We start from the raw sequence: 21229 nt of genomic DNA on the forward strand, positions 1-21229 counted from the left end.
TAGGTTAAACTATCATTGTCGATAAAGGGTAAAATGTCCAACTAATTCACGGTCATCGTTTTCGCCCTGAAGCTTGATGATGTACCAGTAATCTCCTGTTGGGAGCTCGCTATTATTGTAAATTCCGTCCCATCCGGTATCACCATAACGCATACGATAGAGCTCTCTACCATAACGATCAAAAATGATCATTAGTACGTTCGGGAAGGCCTCCAAGTTGTCTGGCAACCAAGTATCGTTCAGGCCATCCCCATCAGGAGTAAAGAAGTCGGGAACCTCTATATCAATGAATTCCATAAAGATTTCCATGGTTACCTCACATCCGTTTTGGTCAATTACGGTAACAACGTACGTATCTGTCCTGTTGATAATATAGGTATTGTCCGTTCCATTGTCCACACCATCAAAAATGAAGGTGTAATCCTCTAGTCCTCCAGCAGCGACTGCGGTTATTTCATTGATATTGCTGTTTTCCAGCACCAAGGTCAACGGTTCATATCCAGTAATGCTGAAGTCAATGGTGTTGATACAACCGTTGGCGTGCGCAATGGTCAAGAAGTGATCGCCTGGAGCAATGTTCATAAAGTCGGATGTTAATTGAAGGTCCGCAGGATCTGTGGAATCAATAGCGTACATAACATCTGCAATAACGCTGGTATCCTCAAATACAATATCCAATCTATTGGTTGGCAGGTTACCATCGCACTCGTAAATCGGAGTCACTTCAGCTACCAGGTTTACGCCAGGATTTATCTCAACTATTACATTGGTTTCACATCCTTGGGCATCCCTAACAAAAACCACATGCATTCCTGCAGGAAGGTTTTGGAACAACACTTGATCCTGGATGTAATCGGTATCGGCATTGGAATTCAAACTTGAGAAATACGGAGCTGTACCTCCGGTAATATCCAGTTCAAATTCTCCGTCAGCGCTATTGAAACACACTTCGTGCATCACATTAATCGCTTGTGCCTGTAGCGGCTCCGGTTGTAGAATTTCAAACTGGAAAGTTTCAAAACAACCGTTTCTATCTTGTGCAATAACGTCATATATACCAGGAGCCAAATCCTCAAAAGTTCCTACCGTGTCAAACTGATCTAGGTTAGGGGTAATGGCATAATAGATATCCCCGGTTCCCCCGGAAACCTCTACGGTAATGGTACCATCCTCGAGTCCAGAACAAGTAACATCGGTAGATTCCTGTCTGTCGATTTGCAGTGGAGCGGGATCTATTATATCAATGGCTGCGCTGGTCACTTGGCAATCCATACTGGTGACATGTACGTAGTACGTGCCAGCAATCAATCCCCTAAAGTCTCCGTTGGTCTGCGGTCCGGCAACAGAGGACGTAAGTCCTGGATCGGAGAATAATTCATAAGAATAGTTTCCTAATCCGCCCACAGCATCCGCAATGATTGTGGCTGATGCCTCTCCAGTACAGTTTATGGTGGCTGCACTGTCATCAATAATTACATCCAAAGGAACAATGGGCTCTACCGTAACTTGATTGGAGATCATGGCGTCGCAACCAAAGGCATCCCTAACAAAATATTGATACGATCCAGCAGGAACACTAAAGGTATGGGTATTGCCTCCTGCCATATTGTTGTACAATACGCCATCGGTACTGTATTCGTAGGGTCCAGTTCCACCAGAAGCCGTCAATTCAATTTGGGCCTGTGTAGTACAAGTAAGCTGTGATAGCTGTACAAGATTGGCAAAGACCTCAACAGGTTCGGTAATCGTAACCTGTGCAGTTTCCACATCACAACTCCAGCCGTCAGATACCGTAATGCTGTAAACTCCAGCTCCAAGGTTGTTGAAAACAGGGTTGGATTGGGCTCCTGAATTGGAAACGATGGTAGTTCCGGTTGTGTCATAAATATTCAACACGTATTGGTATACTCCTCTTCCGTTGAGTACATTAATCGCACTCACTGTGGCATTGGTGTCGCCGAAGCAAACCAAGTTGGTAGGAGTAGCGTCAATGTCTGCTGTAATAGGTGTAGGTTGAACCAATGTAATAGGTTCATTGATCACACATCCTGCGCTGTCCGTGATTTCTACATCGAACAAACCAGCCGACAACCCTTGGAACACAAAGCTTACCACATTCGTCATATTGTATACTTGTGCTGTGGTTGTGTTGGTCAATTGAATGTTATACGGTGCAAATCCTCCAGTTGGTGACACCTCTATCTCGCCAAGGTTGTTGGCACAAGTAACGTTGGCCACTTCAATTGGCGTAGCTGCAAGCGCCATGTCTGGAGATGCAATGGTAATCGTGTTGGAATCTTCAACGCACAACGGATTGGCTGTTTGGGTCACACGTACAAAGTAGTTGCCACCTGGGAATCCGGGAATGCTAAGTGGATTTGTAGTGGTATTGGCAGAACCTGTTACCCCTGTGGTTACCCCACTGGCATTGAACACCTCGTAATCGTAAGCTCCTGTATATCCAGTAACATTGATTTCCAGGGCACCATTGGTATCACCAAAACAAACGGCCGGTGCTGTTGGGGTTGCAACCACCTCAATCAAATCGTAAGGTGCAATGTCGTAAGGCGCGGTATCCACATAACATCCTGTGGCATTGTCCGTAATTCTAAAAGTATAGCTTCCTGGTTGGGTCAACTCAAAATTAGCAGTCACATTTGTTGGAGTTGCTGTTAAACTACCCGATGGATTTCCTACAGGCAACAACTCAAAGGTGTATGTGTTACCAGGATTGCCATCATCTGTTACCGTTACCAAAACCTCTTCAGGGCTGGCACAACTGATCGCAATATTTTGCGAAACTGCGGTCGTGAACACATTGATGGGTTGAATTGGCGCTACTACTGCAGTTTGCGCACAGGCGTTGGCATCCGTTACATAGGCAGTAATATTCTGAACCGCTCCATTATCAACAATTTCAAAAGTATTTGAAGCTTGGAAATTCACGTTGTCAATACTGTACAAATAAGGGCCTGTTCCGCCCGAAGCAGTCACTGTAATTGTAGAAGTATTTACTGCATTGTTGGCATTACAAACAAAGGCTGTTGCCGAAGCAGAGGTCATAAGTGCGGTCGGTTCTGTAACCGTTTGATCAAAGAAATCATCACAAGACCTTCCAGAAATAACTCGTACCCTATAGTCTCCCTGTGGCAGGTTATCAAAGACATTGCTGGTCTGTGCCACTCTATACGGCACGGCCAGATTTGACATTTCGTACAATTCGTAAGTGTAGACCGGATTGACGGTTGTTATGGGATCCAGTTCAACAGTCAAGCTACCGTCTGAACCACCATTACAATTCACAGGATCCATGATTACATCGTTGATAACTGGGCTAACAGGAGCATCTAGATCCTGTGTAATTACAACAACACATGGGGTAACCGTGTTACCGTCAGTAATAGTGAACGTATAAGTTCCTGCTTGTGTAAGTCCGGTAAAAACTCCGGTTGCATTGTTCGCTGTGGTAAACCCATCAGGGAAAAGCACATCGAAAGTGAGGTTGGCCGAACCACCAGTTACATTTATGGTGATATGGCCTCCTGGATCTACGGTACAATCGATAGGCTTGACCACGGTAGCCGTAGCAACCATTTCATCAAGAAGAACCACAGGACCAACAGTTGTAGTACATGACCACTGATCGGTAATGCGGACTTCATAAGACCCAGCACCCAATCCAGAGAATACGGTCGCGGTTTGGGGTGATCCAAGGTCTCCTCCATTTCGAACGAGTTGGTACGTATAGTTGCCTCCTTGTCCGCCAGCTGTTCCTACAACTTCAATTTCTCCTTGAAGGGCCGTACAGTTTTCTTGGTTGATTTGTAGCGTAGCCGTTATCGGGGTTGGGTCTACCAAATTTACATTTGGCAATTGGAATTCGCATCCACTGGAATCTGCCACCCAAACCTGATAATCAGTTCCGGCACCACCTCCACCAGCAAGACCGGTGAACTGTGGAGAAACCTGATAGCTGCCTGGGAATGTTGGTGCAGGGTTGGAGGCCAAATCTACAAAGTAGGTGTAGCCACCCCAACCTCCAGCTGGATTGATTACTTCAATGATACCATCATTTAAGGCACAAGTAACTTGTGTCACTTGGGTGTTGGCAGAGATTCCGGCGCTCGGCCCACCTATGGCAAAAGCTTCTGTATAAACACAAGCGGAACCTGGAGGGTTGGTGTCCGTTACCTCAATAAAGTAGTTTCCGGCCGCAAGACCGGTAATGGTAAAATTACCATCGGCATCACCTCCAGCAGTAACCACATCATCTGCCAAGTTACCAGGGGTGTTGTTGATATCGTAGTATAAAGTGTAGGTCGTAGCGCTAGCATAGGTAATTGTCGCAGCATCTTGTAGATCTAGCTCTACCGTACCATTGGTGTCTCCGAAACAGGTAATGTCTGTGGTATTGGTCACCACAAGATCAAGAACTTCAGGATCGGCAACTGTATGTGATGTGGCAAGTACACAACCCGTGACAGTATTTCTTACCTCAAAATTATGGGTTCCAACAGCCAATCCTGTAAAGCTTCCAGAAGCTTGGAAAACCCCTGCCGGCAACAATCTGAACTCATAATTCACTGGTGTTGCTGTTGAGTTGGTGATCGATCCGTTTGCTGTTATGGTGATATCTTCACCTGTAACACAAGTTGCGACAGCGTCAACGGCAATAGCTGCCGAAACAAGCTCATCAAATGGGTCAATTGTCTCAGCAACTGTTCCCTCACATCCGTTGTCATCATAAACATTGATGATATAACTTCCTCCTGCAGTATTGGTTTCTGTATAAACATTATTCGGCCCAACTTGAACCACAACGTCATCACCAGTAGGAACGGTGCCTTGGTCATTGATAAACTCGTAAATGACATAGTTTCCACTTCCTCCTGTTATAGAGGCCGTATCAACGGTTATGGTGGCATTGTCCATGTTGTTCCCTGTAGCACAACCAAATTCAACCACAGAGGTGTTGATATTGGCCAAAACATCGGGCTGGGTGATGGTCTGTGTTTGGGTAGAAGTACAGCCATTGGCCGCAGTAATTTCTATGGTATACGTAATTCCGGCAGCAGTACCTTCCAATCCGGTAAATGAAGCGGTAGTTGCATTACTGGTAGTAGGCGCAATTGGGAAAACAGCAGAGCTTCCCGGCCCGGAAATAATTTCAAAGGTATAGGGTCCGGTTCCGGCGTCAACAGCCGCAACATCTATGGTTCCATCATGGGCCCCGTTACAGGTCACATCTGAGGTAGATGTGATGTTGAACGTTGGCATAACTGCCGGCACAACAGGAATGTTAAACACCCTTGTACAAGGTGTCGATGTAAGATTGTCGAACACTGTGATGGAATAATTCTCAACTGTGGTCGTGCTGAACACAAAAGGGTTTGATGGAAGGGCCGTTCTTGCAACAACGGTTCCACCACCATCGGTAATTTGATAGTCGTAATCCCCTGACCCTGCAAGCACCTCAATGGTAATTTCGGCGTCTGGACTTACGGAACAATCCAAAAGTTTGGTCAAAGCGACATCAACCTCCAAAACAGGATGCACGGTTACCATACCGGCATCAGTACATCCATTACTGTCAAGTATGGAAATATTATAGGTTCCAGCGGAAACATTATTGAAGACACCACCATTATCCAGGTAAGTGGCCCCTCCGTCCAAGGAATAAAATATTTGTGCAGCGCCGCTTGTCGCATTTATTGTTACGGTAGCAGGGTCCGAGCAATTGTCCACATTTGTGGAATCTATAGTTGGATTTGGAGTCAATGTCAAGGCCACTGTGCCCAAAGGAGAGGAACATCCATATTGATCTTCCATGGTCACATCATAGTTTCCGGCCGGGGAGTTCGCTGGAATCTCGATGGGGTTGTCCGATGTTGACGTAATCGTAACAAACGGAGCCGGTCCAGTTACGGTGTAGGTGTATGTTCCCCCGCCACCAAATGGACTTTGTACTTGAATCAACCCAGGGTTGTCGCAGCTAATATTTTGTAATACTACTGGAGTTCCTGTCAAGGGATCCAATTCCTCAAGCAATTCGTTTTCTGTGGCACCCACACAACTATCAACACCTCCATCAACCTCTACAACCTCAATAAAATAATTTCCGGCACCAAGCCCATTCACCGTTACATCTTGAGGAGAAGTGTAAGGTACATTTCCGCCACTATTTGCAACAGCAACTGGCACTCCAGTGGTCATATCGTAAACGGTCCATCTAAACTCTGTTCCGAATGGAGCCTGATTGTCGGTTACGGTATAGGTAATACTTCCGTTACTTGCTCCGTCGCAAGAGGGCGTAAAGGAAGATGTAATTTCCAAAGGAACCGTGATTAGGTCATTTACGTTGACATTACTTTGTCTAACACAACCTGCAGCATCCCTAACATAAAATACGTAGGTTCTACCAGGCACCAAACCGGTGAAGATCTCTGGGTCGGCAAGACCTCTGGCTGGGGTTGACCAAGAAACCGCTGGCGTAACGGGGTCAAAATTCATAGGGTCGTCCGAATAGGTGTATTGATAGTTGGGCGTACCCTGCGATCCCTGAACGGTAACCTGAAGCTCATTACAGTTAACAATGATGGCCGCAATGGTAATATCCAGATCATCCAAAGGATAAGGAATGATAAAGGGAGGGAAATCGGTTTGGCAAACGGTGTTTCCAAGACCATCAACTGTCCTCATCGAGGGGTTTACCACATCTCCGGAATTGTATCCTGTGAAGCGGTCTGTGGTTCCTGGAACACTGTTGTCCCCAATCCAAGTTGCTCCGCCATCGGCACTAAACTCTATGGTGCCCAGAGTACCTGGATATGCAGTGAACTCGAATCCAAAATCATTGGGGTCTCCAGTACATGATGCTGGTGTGACACCTAAAATAGTGGCTGTGAGCTCATCTGGGTTTGCAATATTGATAGGCGTTTCGGAAACCGTACATCCTGTGGAATCCGTAATGGTTACCGTATAATCACCCGTCAACAGATTATAGTACGTTCTGTTGGTCACCAAAACATTGGTGTCGGTTAGGTTTCCTGCACCTCCATTGTCCAGATCAACAATTTGGATGGTGAATGGCGCGATACCAGAAGCAATATCGACTTCTATAGAGCCTGTTCCGTCGTGACAATCAGGGTCAGTTGGAGTATTTGTTACTGTAAGGGGTGTAGCCGGATTAACGGTTACCGTTTCCATGAATTCACAAAAAGGAACCGTAGCGGAATTGTCCCTCACGTAAACATCATAATCTCCGTCGTTACCCGCAGTTACCGCGAAGGTATTTGTGGTTGAGAACAATCCAGTTGGGCTCGTTGTCGTTGGCACAAATGCATATTCCAGAGTTGGCACCCCGCCCGATGCAGTTACCGTAATACTTCCGTCTGCACATGTGCTGATGTCAACTACATCAACCGTAGCCACCAACGCATCGTTTATAGTTACGTTTTGCAAGGTTCCTGTACAACCAAACCCGTCTCTAACATTAATGGTATAATTGCCAGCCGCCAATCCAACGAAGGTATGGGTAGTTGCTGTGGCTGGTGTTGGCGTAATCCATGGCCCACCATTCAAGCTAAATTGGTAGTCCCCATTCCCTGCTGTTACATCAACTTGGATGGTGCCGTCGTTGCTGCCGCTATAACAAGCTGTCTCCGTGGAGGTAAATGTTATTGGGGTTGGGGCAACCACAGTGATGGCCGCATCGATCGGGTCTTCACAAAGATTGGTGTCCCTGGCCCTAACAATATAATCTCCAGCCGCTAATCCGGCAAAGACGTTGGAGGTTTGGTAGGCCGTTAACACGGTACCGATATTGTCCTCCAATTGGTATTCATAGGCCGGAGTTCCCCCGGCTGCAGAAGCTGTAATCGTAGCTCCTCCATTGGTACAGGTCATTACCGAGGTAATGCTGGCTGAAGCCACCACAGGTGTTGGCTCGGAGAGGGTCTGATTAAGCGTTACAATACAAGAGTTGTCCAGTACGTCGCGAACTTCAATAGTATAATTACCCGCAGCTAGCCCTGGAATTGTGATAGGACTGGCCATTTGGGGCGCAGAGTATCCACCGCCGTTTACCTGGTATTCAAATCCGTTAACGGCATCAAAATTTTCAACTTCAAAGGTGATGCTTCCGTCTGTTCCGGCATTACAACTAATATCGGAGAAAGCGGTGATGGATGAATTGAAGGCATTTCCTGGCTCTACTGTGACTGTAGTCTGGACAATACAATCGCTGCCATAGTCAACATCAATAGTATGGGTCCCTACCGCTACACCGCTAAATAGATTATTTGCTTGAAAGGCACCACTATTGAGGCTGTACGTATAGGTGGGGTCGTTTGGAAGCACAGTAATTTCGCCTGTTCCATCACAATTATAGGTTATGGAAGTTGATAATGTAGGTTCGGCAGGAAGCGGAGCGATGATTACATCAGGCAAAGTGATGGTACATCCAATCGCATTGGCATCCCTTACCTGAATGGAATATGTGCCATCTGTTAATCCAGTGAAGATGGTTCCTCCTGTAGTCGAAGCAGTCCACGGACCTCCATTAATATTATATTGGTAATCTCCTGAACCTCCTGATGTCGGAGTTACACTTCCAACAGAGATCTCACCTAATTGTAAACAGGTATAAGATTGTGTTTGTTGTGCTTCAGCCACCAATTGATTGGGTTCTGTTACTGTAATAGTCCCTGTAGTTTCACAATTGTTTGCGTCTCGGATTCTAAGGTTATAGGTTCCTTGTGAAAGGTTGACAAAATTTCCTGAAACTTGATAGTTGGCTCCATTGTCAATGCTATATTCATATGGGGCCTCACCTCCTGCGGCTACCATTGAGATGGATCCATCTGAACCCCCGAAACAACTGACAGGAGTAAAACTTGGCGTTATGGTCAATGGAGCATCTTGTACCACAGTGATATCAAAAGAAGCCTCGCAGAATCCAGTTCCCCCATTGTTGTCTCGAACATAAACATCGTAATCACCAGCTCCGGTTAGGGTAACTGGATTGGTGGCGGCAAAATCTCCGCCAGTAGGTGTTACTCCATCCGCAACTATGGCGTATACGTAATTACCATCTCCACCGGCAGCAACAATGTCAACATCTGTGTCAGTACCACAAGCTGTGATGTTTGCCGCAGTTGCAGAAACGGTCAGTTCTGGGTTGATGGTTATTGATGCTGAATCTGTACAATTATTACCATCCTGAACATCAATAGTATATGTTCCCGAAGTAAGTCCGGTAAACACGTTGGCAGGTCCAAAGGCACCTCCGTTAAGGCTGTATTGATAGTTGCCATCACCTCCCGAGGTAACGTTAGCGGTCAAGGTCAAGCCTACGGCGTCATCATAACAAGTGTCGTTTGGAACAATGGCCATAACTGGTGGAACAGCAGCATTCAAGGTGAAGTTAGTGTTTACCACACACCCATTGGCATCTGTAACCGTTGCTGTATAGGTTCCTGCTTGTGAAAGCCCATTAAACTGACCTGTACTATTAGTACCAAACACCGAAGTGTCAGGATTGGTCAAGGTAAAGGTGTTTCCTCCCCAACCACCTGTTGAAGTGAGGATTACACTACCATCTGTGGGGCATGTCGGTTGGGTTTCGGCAGCGGCCAAAGTAAGCGCAGCGGCCGGAGCGTTTACGGTAACATCGGTGGTTGCCGTACAACCAGTTAAATTATCTGTTACGATGATGGTATAGGTTCCATCATCCAAACCGGTCAAAGATATGGTTCCACCGGTTTGATTGTTTCCAGAGAAATTCGACGGACCTGTGACGGAATAGTTGTAATCCGTGTTGAAATCAGAAACGGCAAAATCTACCTCTCCGTCCGTATCATTAAAACAAGTAACATTACTTACCAAGTTTCCTGCCACTGCAATTTGTGAAACAGGATTTATGGTAAAAGATTCATCATAAACACAACCCTTGTCGTCGGTTACCCTAAAGGTATAAGTGCCAGGGGCCAAGCCATCAAAATCAGCAGAATTTCCAGTGGTTGAGGTAGCTGCAACTGCCGCTGGCGCCGTGATTTCAAAAACAAAAGGAGTATTTCCATCAACAACGGTCACCGTAACATCAGAGGTCAATGTTGGACAAGAAGGTGTCGTAGCAGAAAAGGTTAAGTCCGTAGGGGGATTTAGGGGGTCTAAGACTATACTATTTGTCGTGAAGGTACAATTGTTGGCATCACGAATGGTGATTGCATAACTCCCATTGGTCAGGTTGGAAAAGGTTTCCGCACCGGCACCGCTTACAAAGTTTACGCCATCAATACTGTACTCGTAAGGAGGGGTCCCGCCCACTACATTTTGTGCCTCGATAATTCCATCTTGTAAACAGGTGTAATCTTGTATTAATACAGCATCCCCGCTCACACCAGAGGTTGGTCCGCTAATGGAGTAATTCTCAAAGTAATCACATGAGGCACTTCCTTTTCGTTGATTTAGTCGAACGGTATAATCTCCTTGCGGCAGGTTTGTAAACAGGCCGGAAGTATTTGAAGCAATCTCCAATCCGGTTGCATCATCTATTAGGAAAAATTCGACCTGATATCCATTTGTACTGATTAGGTTAAAAGAGATTGTTCCGTCTTCTGCTCCAAAACAAGTTTCGTCTGTGGCCGTAGTGGTATAGTCCACCGAAGGCTCAAAATAGATGGTCACTGTATTGGAAATAGAATGACAATTATTCCTATCAACTACAACAAACGTATAGTCGCCCGGATCTAGAATATCAAAAATGACACTTGTTTGGTAGGCGCTCGCGGGAATATCTCCTACGGTTGGGTATGAAGTAATAGTAGTTCCAGACTCATTTACATAAGACCAAATGGCATATGTATGTGGAGTTTGCCCACCAGAAGAGTCCATTTGTATATTTCCCTCTCTACAGGTTATATGTTGTGAAACCCTTGCGGTTAAATCCAGGTCCGTTAAGTCGTTAATGGTTACCTGTTCAGAATATACACATCCATCATCCGTAGAAATATCGACGTCGTAAACGCCATCGTTTAAATTTTCAAAAGTATAATTGTTGTCCGCAGATGGTCCAAAGGTGTCAACCACTGTGCCACCTTGGGAGATTTCATAATAGTATTGCGGCTCAACGTTAAGGATAGAAATTGCAATCTCCCCCAAACCGTTACAATCGGTGTCTCTTGGAACCACATCAACTTGGAAGTCCCTATTGAGGATTCCAATGTTATCCAATACAAAAACACAACCGTCGGTTACCCCTTGTTGTCGCATCTCAACCATATAAGCACCATTGGTGGTAATATCGAAGCTTGGGTTTGCATTATAAGGAACCAACACCGTGCTTGTAGTCTGGTCGATCAATCTAAACTCATAATCAATGGGCATGTTGGTAACCGTAATATTACCATCACTATTACAAATAATATCCCTTGATGTATATTGGGGGTCTAAAGGGTTTTTGTAGATGTTGAAAAAGAATCGGCTAAAACAACCATTTTGGTAGTTGATGACCATTCTGTATTGACCGGCATCAGAGGCCAAGAAATCGTTGCCCGTGTCCACCACATTCCAGGTACAGGAGTTGTCGGTGTTGGCACAATCTTGAGTACCTGCTGGACAACTGGACTCATCCAACTGCTCCCATTCAATGCTATCAGCATCAGGGATGTTGACTTGGATCAGTTCCGTATCATTTAGTCCACACAAAAAGATTTCCGGCAATTCGGCACCATCGTTGGGACAGACTACTATTTCACCATCCACTGTGTTGGAGGTGTCATTGATCAATGCGGTTATGGGGTTGGTCTGAGTGGTACCAAAAAGTTCAACAATGATTATTTCGGTAAAGTCTTTACAGGGGTCGGCCACTTGTTTGTCGACCATAAAGGTTCCCGTTTCACTAACTAGAAAAGTACTGGGGTCACCATCTGGGTCACCATCATTTAGAACGGTGTCCGAGCCATCAATAAGGTTGTTTCCATTTTCGTCCCGGTACCAAACGTAAGCATCAAAGTTATCCCCAGCATCCAAAAGCACATCATCACCACAAAGCTGAACAGTTCGGGTAAAATTACAAGCCGAAAGGTCGTCCAACAGGAAGTTGGTGGCTCCAGGGGTGGTAAATCCACAATCATCAAAATCAGACACACTGGGGTCGTCACTAATTTGGTTGCTGTTTATGATACCTTCGTAGGTGGAATAAGCAAGGTTCTCAATGATGTCAGTACAGGCATCAATAAAATCGAAACAGTTTTCTGCTACTCGTACCCTCATCCGTATTTCGGACACGGGATCACCCTCTTCTACCAAATTATCGGGAATATTAAACACCACCTCCCTTGTGGAAGAGTCATAAGTATAGGTGACTCCCGCGGGCATGGTAATCGTGGTTTCATCCAAGGTTACATTGGCAGGCAGTATATCCCTAATAGTGTAGTTGGTGGCATCGTCGTTTCCGGTGTTCACAAAGGAGAGTACATAATCCAGATATTGCCCTAGATTCACGCCCAGTCCTGTAATGTCGTTACCGCCGATATCCTCTACCTTTTTCTCAAGTACAATGGTGGGCTCAATAATTTCCACCCCAAAGGTTACCAAGAAGGAAGCAAACCAGTCACCACTTGTTCCCAATCGGAGGGTTGCACTGGTGTCACCATTGTCGATGATACTGTTACTTGGGTTGTTCAGGTCGAAGACATCCGAGTCAAAACCGATGGCGTTAGTACTGCTGACATTTCTTGTTGTAACATTGGCACCATCTTCAGAAATAGTGGAGTTGAAGAAGTTGTTATTTGGATTTGCGGCATCGGAGATGTCAGTGAAACTCGCACTACTGTTGGAAACAATTCCAAAAGTATCTCCAGACAAAGAGGTCTCCCCTTCCAAAGTACTTACCCCAATTCTGGCGTTTACTGGCCCTGTTGGAATGGTATTAAATCCTGAAACTGTAATATCGGCAGTTGAATTTCCCGATTGTGTGGTAATTCCTTCATACCCATCAAAAACGGAAATGTACTTTCCGGGTAGTGTTGGATTTTCATAAATTACTACCAAGGTCCAACCTGCACAACCATAGGTAGTTGCACCCCTTGTTCCTCTAACGTTACCCACAAAATAATCTCCAGTGGGGTCGGCAAGGCCTTGTAGAACATTGGTTACGTTTTTGTAGCAGACATATGGGTCGTTGGGCAGGGTGTTGTAACCATTTACAATAATGTCATCTTCCTCTCCTACTGGGTCGGCGGCGGTATCGGCCTGAAGGTCGATATAAGTTGAGCTGCCAGGAACCCGAAATTTTACTTGGGTTACGTCGTAGTGGTTGGGGTCGTCCGTGTACCCGCTTACGTACCGGCTTCTATGGTCACCATCCCGCTCTACGTCGTAGTTACCGGCCCAATACAGACCGGCCCAATAAATTTGGGAGCAGCTGGGCAACGACAGGGTTGAGCTACTGGAGTTAAAGGTTGAAGGGTCCGAATCGATATCCACATATTCAACATGCAGACTGTTGTTACTTCCGTTTCCGTTATAGGGCGTGTTTACGTCGTGCCCGTTGGACACACTGTTCATAACACTATTGGACAAGAAAGTGTAGTCCCCTTTAATATTTAGATAGGTGTTTCCGCCATCGTTTAAACGAGGGGTAAAAGGCACCTCTTGAGCCTGCATGGATTGACCGAGGCCAACGAAACAGGCAACACCTAGAAATAGCTTAAAAATTCGATTGGTCATTTTAACTATTGAGCTTTGGTTTAACCCGCATAATCCACATTTCGTCATCATACGAGGCATTTAGTTTGGAATAGTATGAGGTAAGGGCATTGGTCCAGTTCTCATGCTTTTTGAGATAGACATACCTAAGGTTATTTTCAGGGTTGATAAAGTAGCTGGCATTTAAGCCACTGGCATTAAGCTTCTTTACAAATCTTTTAGCGTTCGAAGGCTTTTCAAAAACATTGGCAATGATGTAGAAACCAGAGCCCAAGCCATTTATCTTATAGGTTTTGAAGGTGACTTTATCTCCTTTGTCCCCCGATGTTTTAGACACGTTTTTCGTCAAGGTATTGTCACCGTATTTGGAACTTGAATTCGAAGAAACCGGGTTGAACCCGTCATTGGAATCCACCCCATTTACATTCATAACCCAGGCATCTCCGTTGTAGGCCCCATTCATTTGGGAGTTATATGCGTCAATGGCAGCACCCTTATTCCTGAAACTTTCCAAATACACGTAGATCATGCCATTTTCGGGATTCACAAAAGAATCGGCCTTGAAGTTTTGCGCCTGCAATTTGTCAACAAAGGCATCGGCGTTGGTTGGGTTTTTGAATACATTGGCGATGAGGTAATGGCCGCTTTCCACATTGGGAATGCTGAAGGGCCTGAACCTTGCATTTTTGCTGGCCGTAGTCCTAACCGTTTTATCCCGCTTTATGGTGGATGTCTTTACTACAGCGTCATTTTTATCGTCGTTAAGTCGAATAACCTTTTTGGCGGCAGTTGTGTTGGACAATCCATGATTCGCAAGCGGTTGGACCGGGCGTTTGGAGATGATATCCATGCTGTCCATATTGGCGAAATAGACCTCTTTTGCTTTTTTCTCCAATTCGGGCATTTCTCCCCTGGTTTCCCTTCTCACCATTTTCATGACGGTTTCAAAGCGTCTTTCCAGATCATGCTCCCTAGCTGTTTCAATAGAGTCTTGGCGAAATAACAACTCGTCCAGAATGGCGTCATTTTCGGCTAATTTGTTTTTCAAGCGCGCTATTTCCAAGTCTTTTTCGGTCAGGCTCAGGGTTTCTTCTGGGGTTTCATCAGCTTCGGCCAATTCATCTTCCTCGTCCAGCAGCACTCTGTTTTCCGTAAGGTTTGGAGTAAAGGAATAAGCCAAGGAAACTTCATGGCTTACCCCGAAGTTTTCAAAATTGCTGGATAGCCCTTTTTCAACGGTGTATCCTACGGAAAGGTTTTTGTTCAGATTGAAACCTAGACCGGCGGAGGCTCCATAGAAATCGTCGTACCCGGCTTGGATCCACCCTAGTTTTGGAAGATCAAGGATAAGGTTACCCCCTAGGGTGACGTCGTTTTCACCAATCTTTCTAGCTCTAGCCAAGGGCATTAAACGGCCTTCTTCCAAAATACCGCCTGCATTTTTGAGCTTGTGGGTATATTGTATGTGACCGGAATACGTCTTTTCATTGAATTCGGTAACCGACTCACTGGATTTTAAGTTGTAATCAAAAAGGTTTTCGGCGTATCCCCCAAAATCAAAGTTTCCGTAGGAAATATTGAACCCGGGTTGGAACAATACCAACGAACTGCTTTCTAAGGAGTTCAAGAAGGGGTCATTGTCCAAGGCATTGGCGCGATCTTGGTTGAACGAACTTTGATAGTATGAAATATTGGCACCAAATGTAAAGTTACTTTTTGGGCTCAAACGAACTCCATAGGCATAGTTGGCGTGCACCCCAAAGTTGTTGAACAGCCCCTCCCTATTAGTAAAAAGACTAAGGCCAACCCCGCTTCTATCGCTTACCCTACCGCTATAGCTTAAGAAGTAAACCTGATTGTTGTCATCAAAAGATACCGATTGGTTTCTATGAAATAGGTTAACGTATGATTTATCCTCCCTAACCGTGGAAAAGGTAGGGTTGATCAAAAACCTGTTGAATTTTAGCAGGTTCTGCGAGGGTACATCATACACCACAAAAGGGTTCTCTTCCTGGGCGCGTACTCCAGAAAAAGACAGCAGAATAAGGGTTAGTAATAGTAGAGGTTTGTAGGTGCGCATTCGCTTTATCTAATGACTGTTATGGTTCCTTGTTTCAGACTTTCTCCTTCGCGGGTTACCTTGTAGTAGAAAATCATGTTTAGTTTGTTGAATTGTGTTGTGGATTCTGGCCAGTTGTTTTCGTAGTTCGTCTGGCTAAATACTTCCTTCCCTCGCTCATCATAAATGGTTACGAGTACATCGTCCTGTCTTGAATAACTGTTTGGCAACACCCACAGGTCGTTTATACCATCACCATTGGCCGTTATCACATTGGGGATGGCGAACATATCCCTATAGGTAACCGTGATTACCCGATTGATAGTACAGTTTCCAAAACTCGCTACCAATAGGTACTCGCCCTCGTCCTGAAAACCATAGGAATCCAAAGAGCCCAAAAGATTGTTGTCAGCATCAAACCACTGATAAGACTCGGCCCCGCTGGCGGTGATTGTTCCTGTTTCTCCCTCAACAATAACAAGCTCTTCAGCCTGATCTAAGCTTAAAAGGGATTCGTCAAATGTGTTGATAGTAATCTCGTTGGAGACTATAGGGCAGTCATGGGTTAGAATCCGTAATTGGTATACACCTGCCTCGGCGGCGGTTATGCTTTCCGTTGATGTGTCAATAACAACCCCATCCTTTAACCATTCAAAAGTTTCATCTGAAAGGCTTTCCGAACTGTCAAACCGAATTGGGTCAGCTCCTTCGCACAACACAGTGCCGTTGGAAGTGATGGCCAAGGAAGTACTGGTGGACATTACCACATCAAGGTCGTTAGAGGCGGCAGTGAAAGCACCGACTGTTCCTTCCAAGGAATACCCTCCGTTGTTTTCAAAGTCGTTAATAGTTATGGTTCTGGAAGTTTCTCCAGAGATGGGTGTCCCATCGTGCATCCATTGATACACAAAGGAACCTTCCAGTTCCGAGGTAACATCGGTTCTGGAGCCAGTATCGCTAACGGCGTTAATTCTTAAAAGATTAAGGGTTACACCCGCAGTCTGACATGAACTATAAGCACCTACATATTCTACCACAAACTCAAAAGATTCGGGAGCTTCCACTGTTGTGGTCTCAGAATCAATTGGGGAAGAAGCACATCCACCTCCGGTTTCAGTTACCCTAACAAAATAGTTTCCGGTTTCACTGATTTCCAAAGTAGAACTTGTTGCATCGGCTATTGGCGCCCCGTCTTTATACCATTGATAGTAAGGTGTAGCTGCTGTTGAGGAAGAAGAAAGCGTAGTGGTTTGTGAAGGCAAAAGCACGATGCTGGCTTCGTTTTGCCTGTCCACTTCAAAGTCTCCCAGATTTCTGATGGTTACTGAAGCTGAACGTTCCAAACAAGCTGAAGGACCGTCAATTTCCACTTCATAAACCCCTTCAAAACCGGCTGAACCTGTATTTACATTATACGTGCTTTGCTCCAAAGTGGGTCCAGCAACAATAGATCCATCCTTGAACCAGGTATAGGTTAAGCCCATACCGCTGATACTGGCTTCCAATTGCCGGGTGTCACCAACACAAAGGCCAAAGTCATCGGATCCATTGATGGCAATTCCAGAGCTGGTACCCGTAGTGATTTCTATGGTATTGGAAAGCGTATTGGCCGAACCCGAACAGACCGAACCATAATCCAATTCCACATAATACATGCCCGGTGTAGAAACAGTAATGCTCGCACCTTTTTCTGCGAGCAATGTACCGCTTCGGTACCAGTTGTAGATGTATGTATCCGCATTTGGAATGTTGTGCGGCTCCAGGGTTATATCCCCACCTCCGCAGAGTTGTATCCCTCCTCCAGGGGGAATGTCACCGCTTCCATCTTGACTTATAAGCAAGGGTGAACTGTAATCCACATAGTGCATAGGATATGCATCTGATGGAGGACTTGTTTTGGCCGGATTGGTACTTCGAACCCTCATTTTGTAGGACTCACCCCGTACATCTGTGGGTACGGCGAATTCGAATTCAAAATCAAAAGAGGTGTTTTTGTCACTTACCCGGGCCAATTCCACTGGTGACCCAAAGTTTCCATTGGAATCGGACAATTCGAGCACAAAATCGTTGTCAGGAGCCACCAAAGGCGGATTCCAAGTGAAATTCACAAAATATTCGTTGAAACTTTCGGAAGCGCAAGCGGCTGTCCAGGCAGAGTTACCTGCCAAATTTGGGTTGTCCGCTGCAACAGGCTTGTTGAGTACTTGTGCATTAAGCGTGTTTGCGGCAAACATTACTGTTGCAAACACCATTGCAAAAATGCCATTATATGAAGTAGTTTTCCTCATCAGCGTTAGTTTTAAGGGTTATGGCAATACCGCCTATGTTGTGCCCCTTATCGTTGTTCAGTTGTTAAGGCGCTTGAAACGCCCACTATTCCATATAATGTTCTAATAACAAATATGATTTTATTTTCGTCGAACGGAAAGATATTGTTGTAGGGGGCGGTAAAAGTGTTGTGAAATGGCTTTCTTTGTATACACCAAATCGTTTGGAATAGCTATAAACCCTACATTTTACTACATTTGCGCCTCAATTTTTAACCTATGTCGGAAGAAGAGCGATCGCTGAATTTTATAGAGCACATCATTGAAGATGATCTAAGGGATGGATATGAAAAGGAAGGGTTACGTTTCCGCTTCCCTCCTGAACCTAATGGGTACCTCCATATTGGCCATGCCAGCTCCATTTGTTTAAATTTTGGATTGGGACTTAGGTACCAAGCACCTGTGAACTTAAGGTTCGATGATACCAACCCAGCCAAGGAAGAAAAGGAATATGTGGAGGCGATAAAGGCTGACGTTTCATGGTTGGGATTTGAGTGGGACACCGAATGCTATGCCTCCGATTATTTTGGGCAGCTCTATGATTGGGCCGTTGAATTGATCAAGCAAGGAAAAGCCTATGTGGACAGCCAATCTTCAGACCAAATAGCTGAACAGAAAGGGACTCCGACCGAACCTGGAACAGAAAGTCCATTCAGGAACCGTTCTGTAGAGGAAAACCTGACCCTTTTTGAAGGGATGAAGAACGGTGAATTTGAGGAAGGAGAACATGTTCTAAGGGCAAAAATTGATATGGCCTCGAGCAATATGTTAATGCGGGACCCTATTATGTACCGTATTCTACACAAGGCACACCACCGCACAAATACCGATTGGTGTATTTATCCGATGTATGATTGGACCCATGGAGAGAGCGATTATATTGAACAAGTCTCCCATTCCTTGTGCACACTGGAATTTTTGCCTCACAGGGAACTATATGATTGGTTTTTGGACCAATTGGTAGAATCTAATAAATTAAGACCGAAACAGCGGGAATTTGCCCGAAGAAACCTTAGCCACACCGTTGTTAGCAAGAGGAAGTTGCTGCAATTGGTGGAAAATGGCGTAGTATCTGGCTGGGACGATCCGAGAATGCCCACAATATCGGGCTTGCGAAGAAGGGGGTATACCCCGGAGTCTATCCGAAACTTTGCAAACACCATTGGAATTGCCAAACGGGAAAATGTGGTAGATGTTTCCCTATTGGAATTTCATGTACGTGAGCATTTGAACAAAATAGCTCCAAGGGTAATGGCGGTTCTAAATCCGTTAAAAGTGGTCATCACCAATTACGAAGAAGGCAAAGAAGAATGGTTGGAAGCCGAGAACAATCCTGAAGATGCTTCCGCCGGTAGTAGAAAAGTTCCTTTTTCAAGGGAGCTATATATTGAGCAGGAAGATTTTAGGGAAGAGGCCAACCGAAAATTTTTCAGGCTTAAACTAGGTGGCGAGGTGCGTTTAAAAAACGGATATATCATCAAGGCTGAAAATTGTACCAAGGATTCGGAAGGCAATGTCATAGAGGTGCAATGTACGTACGACCCAAAAAGTAGAAGCGGAAGTGGTACGGAAGAAAGCCTAAGAAAAGTGAAGGGTACGTTACACTGGGTTTCAATACCCCATGCCATTGAGGCAGAGGTTCGGATTTATGACCGTCTTTTTAGTGATGCAACTCCGGATGGTCACAAGGACCAAGAATTTATGGATTTTGTCAATCCTGATTCCCTTAAGAAGGTTACCGGTTTTCTGGAACCAAGTTTAAAGGATGTAAAAGTGGGTGACAGATTTCAGTTCCAGCGGTTGGGATATTTTAATGTGGATGTTGACTCGACCTCCGAAAATTTGGTTTTTAATCGGACAGTAACCTTAAGAGATACTTGGGCCAAATTGGAACAAAAAAAGTAGTATAGAGACAGGCTATTATTCAGCCAAAGAGCCATTGGTTTTTCTAATAATCATGGGCTGCCACAGGCGTAAAATAAGCGGGCTTTGAAACAATTCAACCCAACGGTATATTCTTTGGCGGGAAAGGCCATTAGCGGGCTTTATTTCGATTATGTGGCCAAAATGAACAAAAAACCCGATTGAAATTATCAGTCGGGTTTTTTATTTGTCTTAACGGAGCGAATCTTAGAATGATCTACTCTTTTTTGGGGCTTGACTTTTTCATCTGCTCACCGATCATGTTGCTTGCAGTGAATGATGCCACCATGTTGTTCAACATATCACTTCCAGCTTGTGGAGAGTTGGGGAGAAGAATGAGGTTTGTGTTCGTTTCTTCACCTATGGATTGAAGGGTGTCGTAGTGTTGGGTAACCACAATAAGAGCAGATGCTTCTTGAGAGTTTATCCCAACCTTGTTCAAAACTTCTACCGACTCTTCAAGACCTCGTGCAATTTCACGGCGCTGATCGGCGATACCCTGTCCCTGCAATCTTTTACTTTCAGCTTCGGCCTTAGCTTTTTCAACTATTAAAATTCTTGCGGCATCACCTTCAAATTGTGCTGCAATCTTTTCCCGTTCAGAAGCGTTGATTCGGTTCATGGCCTCCTTAACCTGGGCATCGGGGTCAATATCGGTCACCAAAGTTTTAATAATGTCATATCCGTATTCCAACATGGCATCTTGCAGTTCGGATTTTACCGCGATGGCAATGTCATCTTTCTTTACAAAAACATCATCCAGTTTCATTTTTGGAACCTCGGCACGGACCACATCAAAAACATAAGAAGTAATCTGATCGTGGGGATATTCCAATTTGTAGAAGGCTTCATATACTTTGTCCCTGATTACAACATATTGCACGGACACCTTCAATTTTACAAATACGTCGTCCAGGGTTTTTGTTTCCACGATAACATCCAACTGTTGGATTTTCAAACTTAATCGACCTGCGATTCGTTGGACAATTGGAATTTTTAATTGGAAACCGGAATTTCTCACACTGGTAAACCTTCCAAAAGTTTCAATGATTACCGCGGTTTGTTGTTTAACGATAAAGATGAACTTAAAGAATATAAAAAAGCTGAAAAGGACAATGGGAATTAAGTATGTTAGATTCATAATACTGTGATTTTAGATTAGATCTTTAAGGTACAAAACCCTTTTGTATCATCAGTAGGATAATTCATG

The 21229-nt window shown here is 44.9% G+C and carries 5 protein-coding genes; 1 reads left to right on the forward strand and 4 read right to left on the reverse strand.

From position 1 onward, the window contains the following. Window positions 1-12: 12 nt before the first annotated feature. The 3 genes from M3P07_RS09090 to M3P07_RS09100 are packed head-to-tail and all read right to left on the reverse strand — an operon-like array spanning window position 13 to window position 18057. Complete coding sequence (locus tag M3P07_RS09090; RefSeq protein WP_249969593.1) at window positions 13-13731, reverse strand: T9SS type B sorting domain-containing protein; 13719 nt, start codon at window positions 13729-13731, stop codon at window positions 13-15. A gap of 1 nt (window position 13732) precedes the next feature. Next, entirely contained in the window at window positions 13733-15790 is a 2058-nt protein-coding gene (locus tag M3P07_RS09095; RefSeq protein ID WP_249969594.1) for a PorP/SprF family type IX secretion system membrane protein, read from the reverse strand. 5 nt (window positions 15791-15795) lie between these two features. Continuing rightward, window positions 15796-18057, reverse strand: a complete 2262-nt coding sequence (locus tag M3P07_RS09100; protein WP_249969595.1) for a T9SS type B sorting domain-containing protein — start codon at window positions 18055-18057, stop codon at window positions 15796-15798. Window positions 18058-18315: 258 nt separating this feature from the next. Between M3P07_RS09100 and M3P07_RS09105 the strand changes: the two genes are divergently transcribed. Next, window positions 18316-20001, forward strand: a complete 1686-nt coding sequence (locus M3P07_RS09105) for a glutamine--tRNA ligase/YqeY domain fusion protein (protein WP_249969596.1) — start codon at window positions 18316-18318, stop codon at window positions 19999-20001. 235 nt (window positions 20002-20236) lie between these two features. On the opposite strand, the gene M3P07_RS09110 is transcribed toward M3P07_RS09105, so the two are convergent. Then, the gene (locus M3P07_RS09110) at window positions 20237-21160 is read right to left on the reverse strand and encodes an SPFH domain-containing protein (RefSeq protein WP_249969597.1); all 924 of its coding nucleotides are present in this window, start codon (window positions 21158-21160) and stop codon (window positions 20237-20239) included. Window positions 21161-21229: the final 69 nt, after the last annotated feature.

This window comes from Flagellimonas myxillae (assembly GCF_023502235.1).
Taxonomy (GTDB): domain Bacteria; phylum Bacteroidota; class Bacteroidia; order Flavobacteriales; family Flavobacteriaceae; genus Flagellimonas; species Flagellimonas myxillae.

Coding starts and splice junctions, on each gene's coding strand:
- M3P07_RS09090 (WP_249969593.1), bottom strand. CDS start 13,731: ATGACCAATCGAATTTTTAAGCTATTTCTAGGTGTTGCCTGTTTCGTT.
- M3P07_RS09095 (WP_249969594.1), bottom strand. CDS start 15,790: ATGCGCACCTACAAACCTCTACTATTACTAACCCTTATTCTGCTGTCT.
- M3P07_RS09100 (WP_249969595.1), bottom strand. CDS start 18,057: ATGAGGAAAACTACTTCATATAATGGCATTTTTGCAATGGTGTTTGCA.
- M3P07_RS09105 (WP_249969596.1), top strand. CDS start 18,316: ATGTCGGAAGAAGAGCGATCGCTGAATTTTATAGAGCACATCATTGAA.
- M3P07_RS09110 (WP_249969597.1), bottom strand. CDS start 21,160: ATGAATCTAACATACTTAATTCCCATTGTCCTTTTCAGCTTTTTTATA.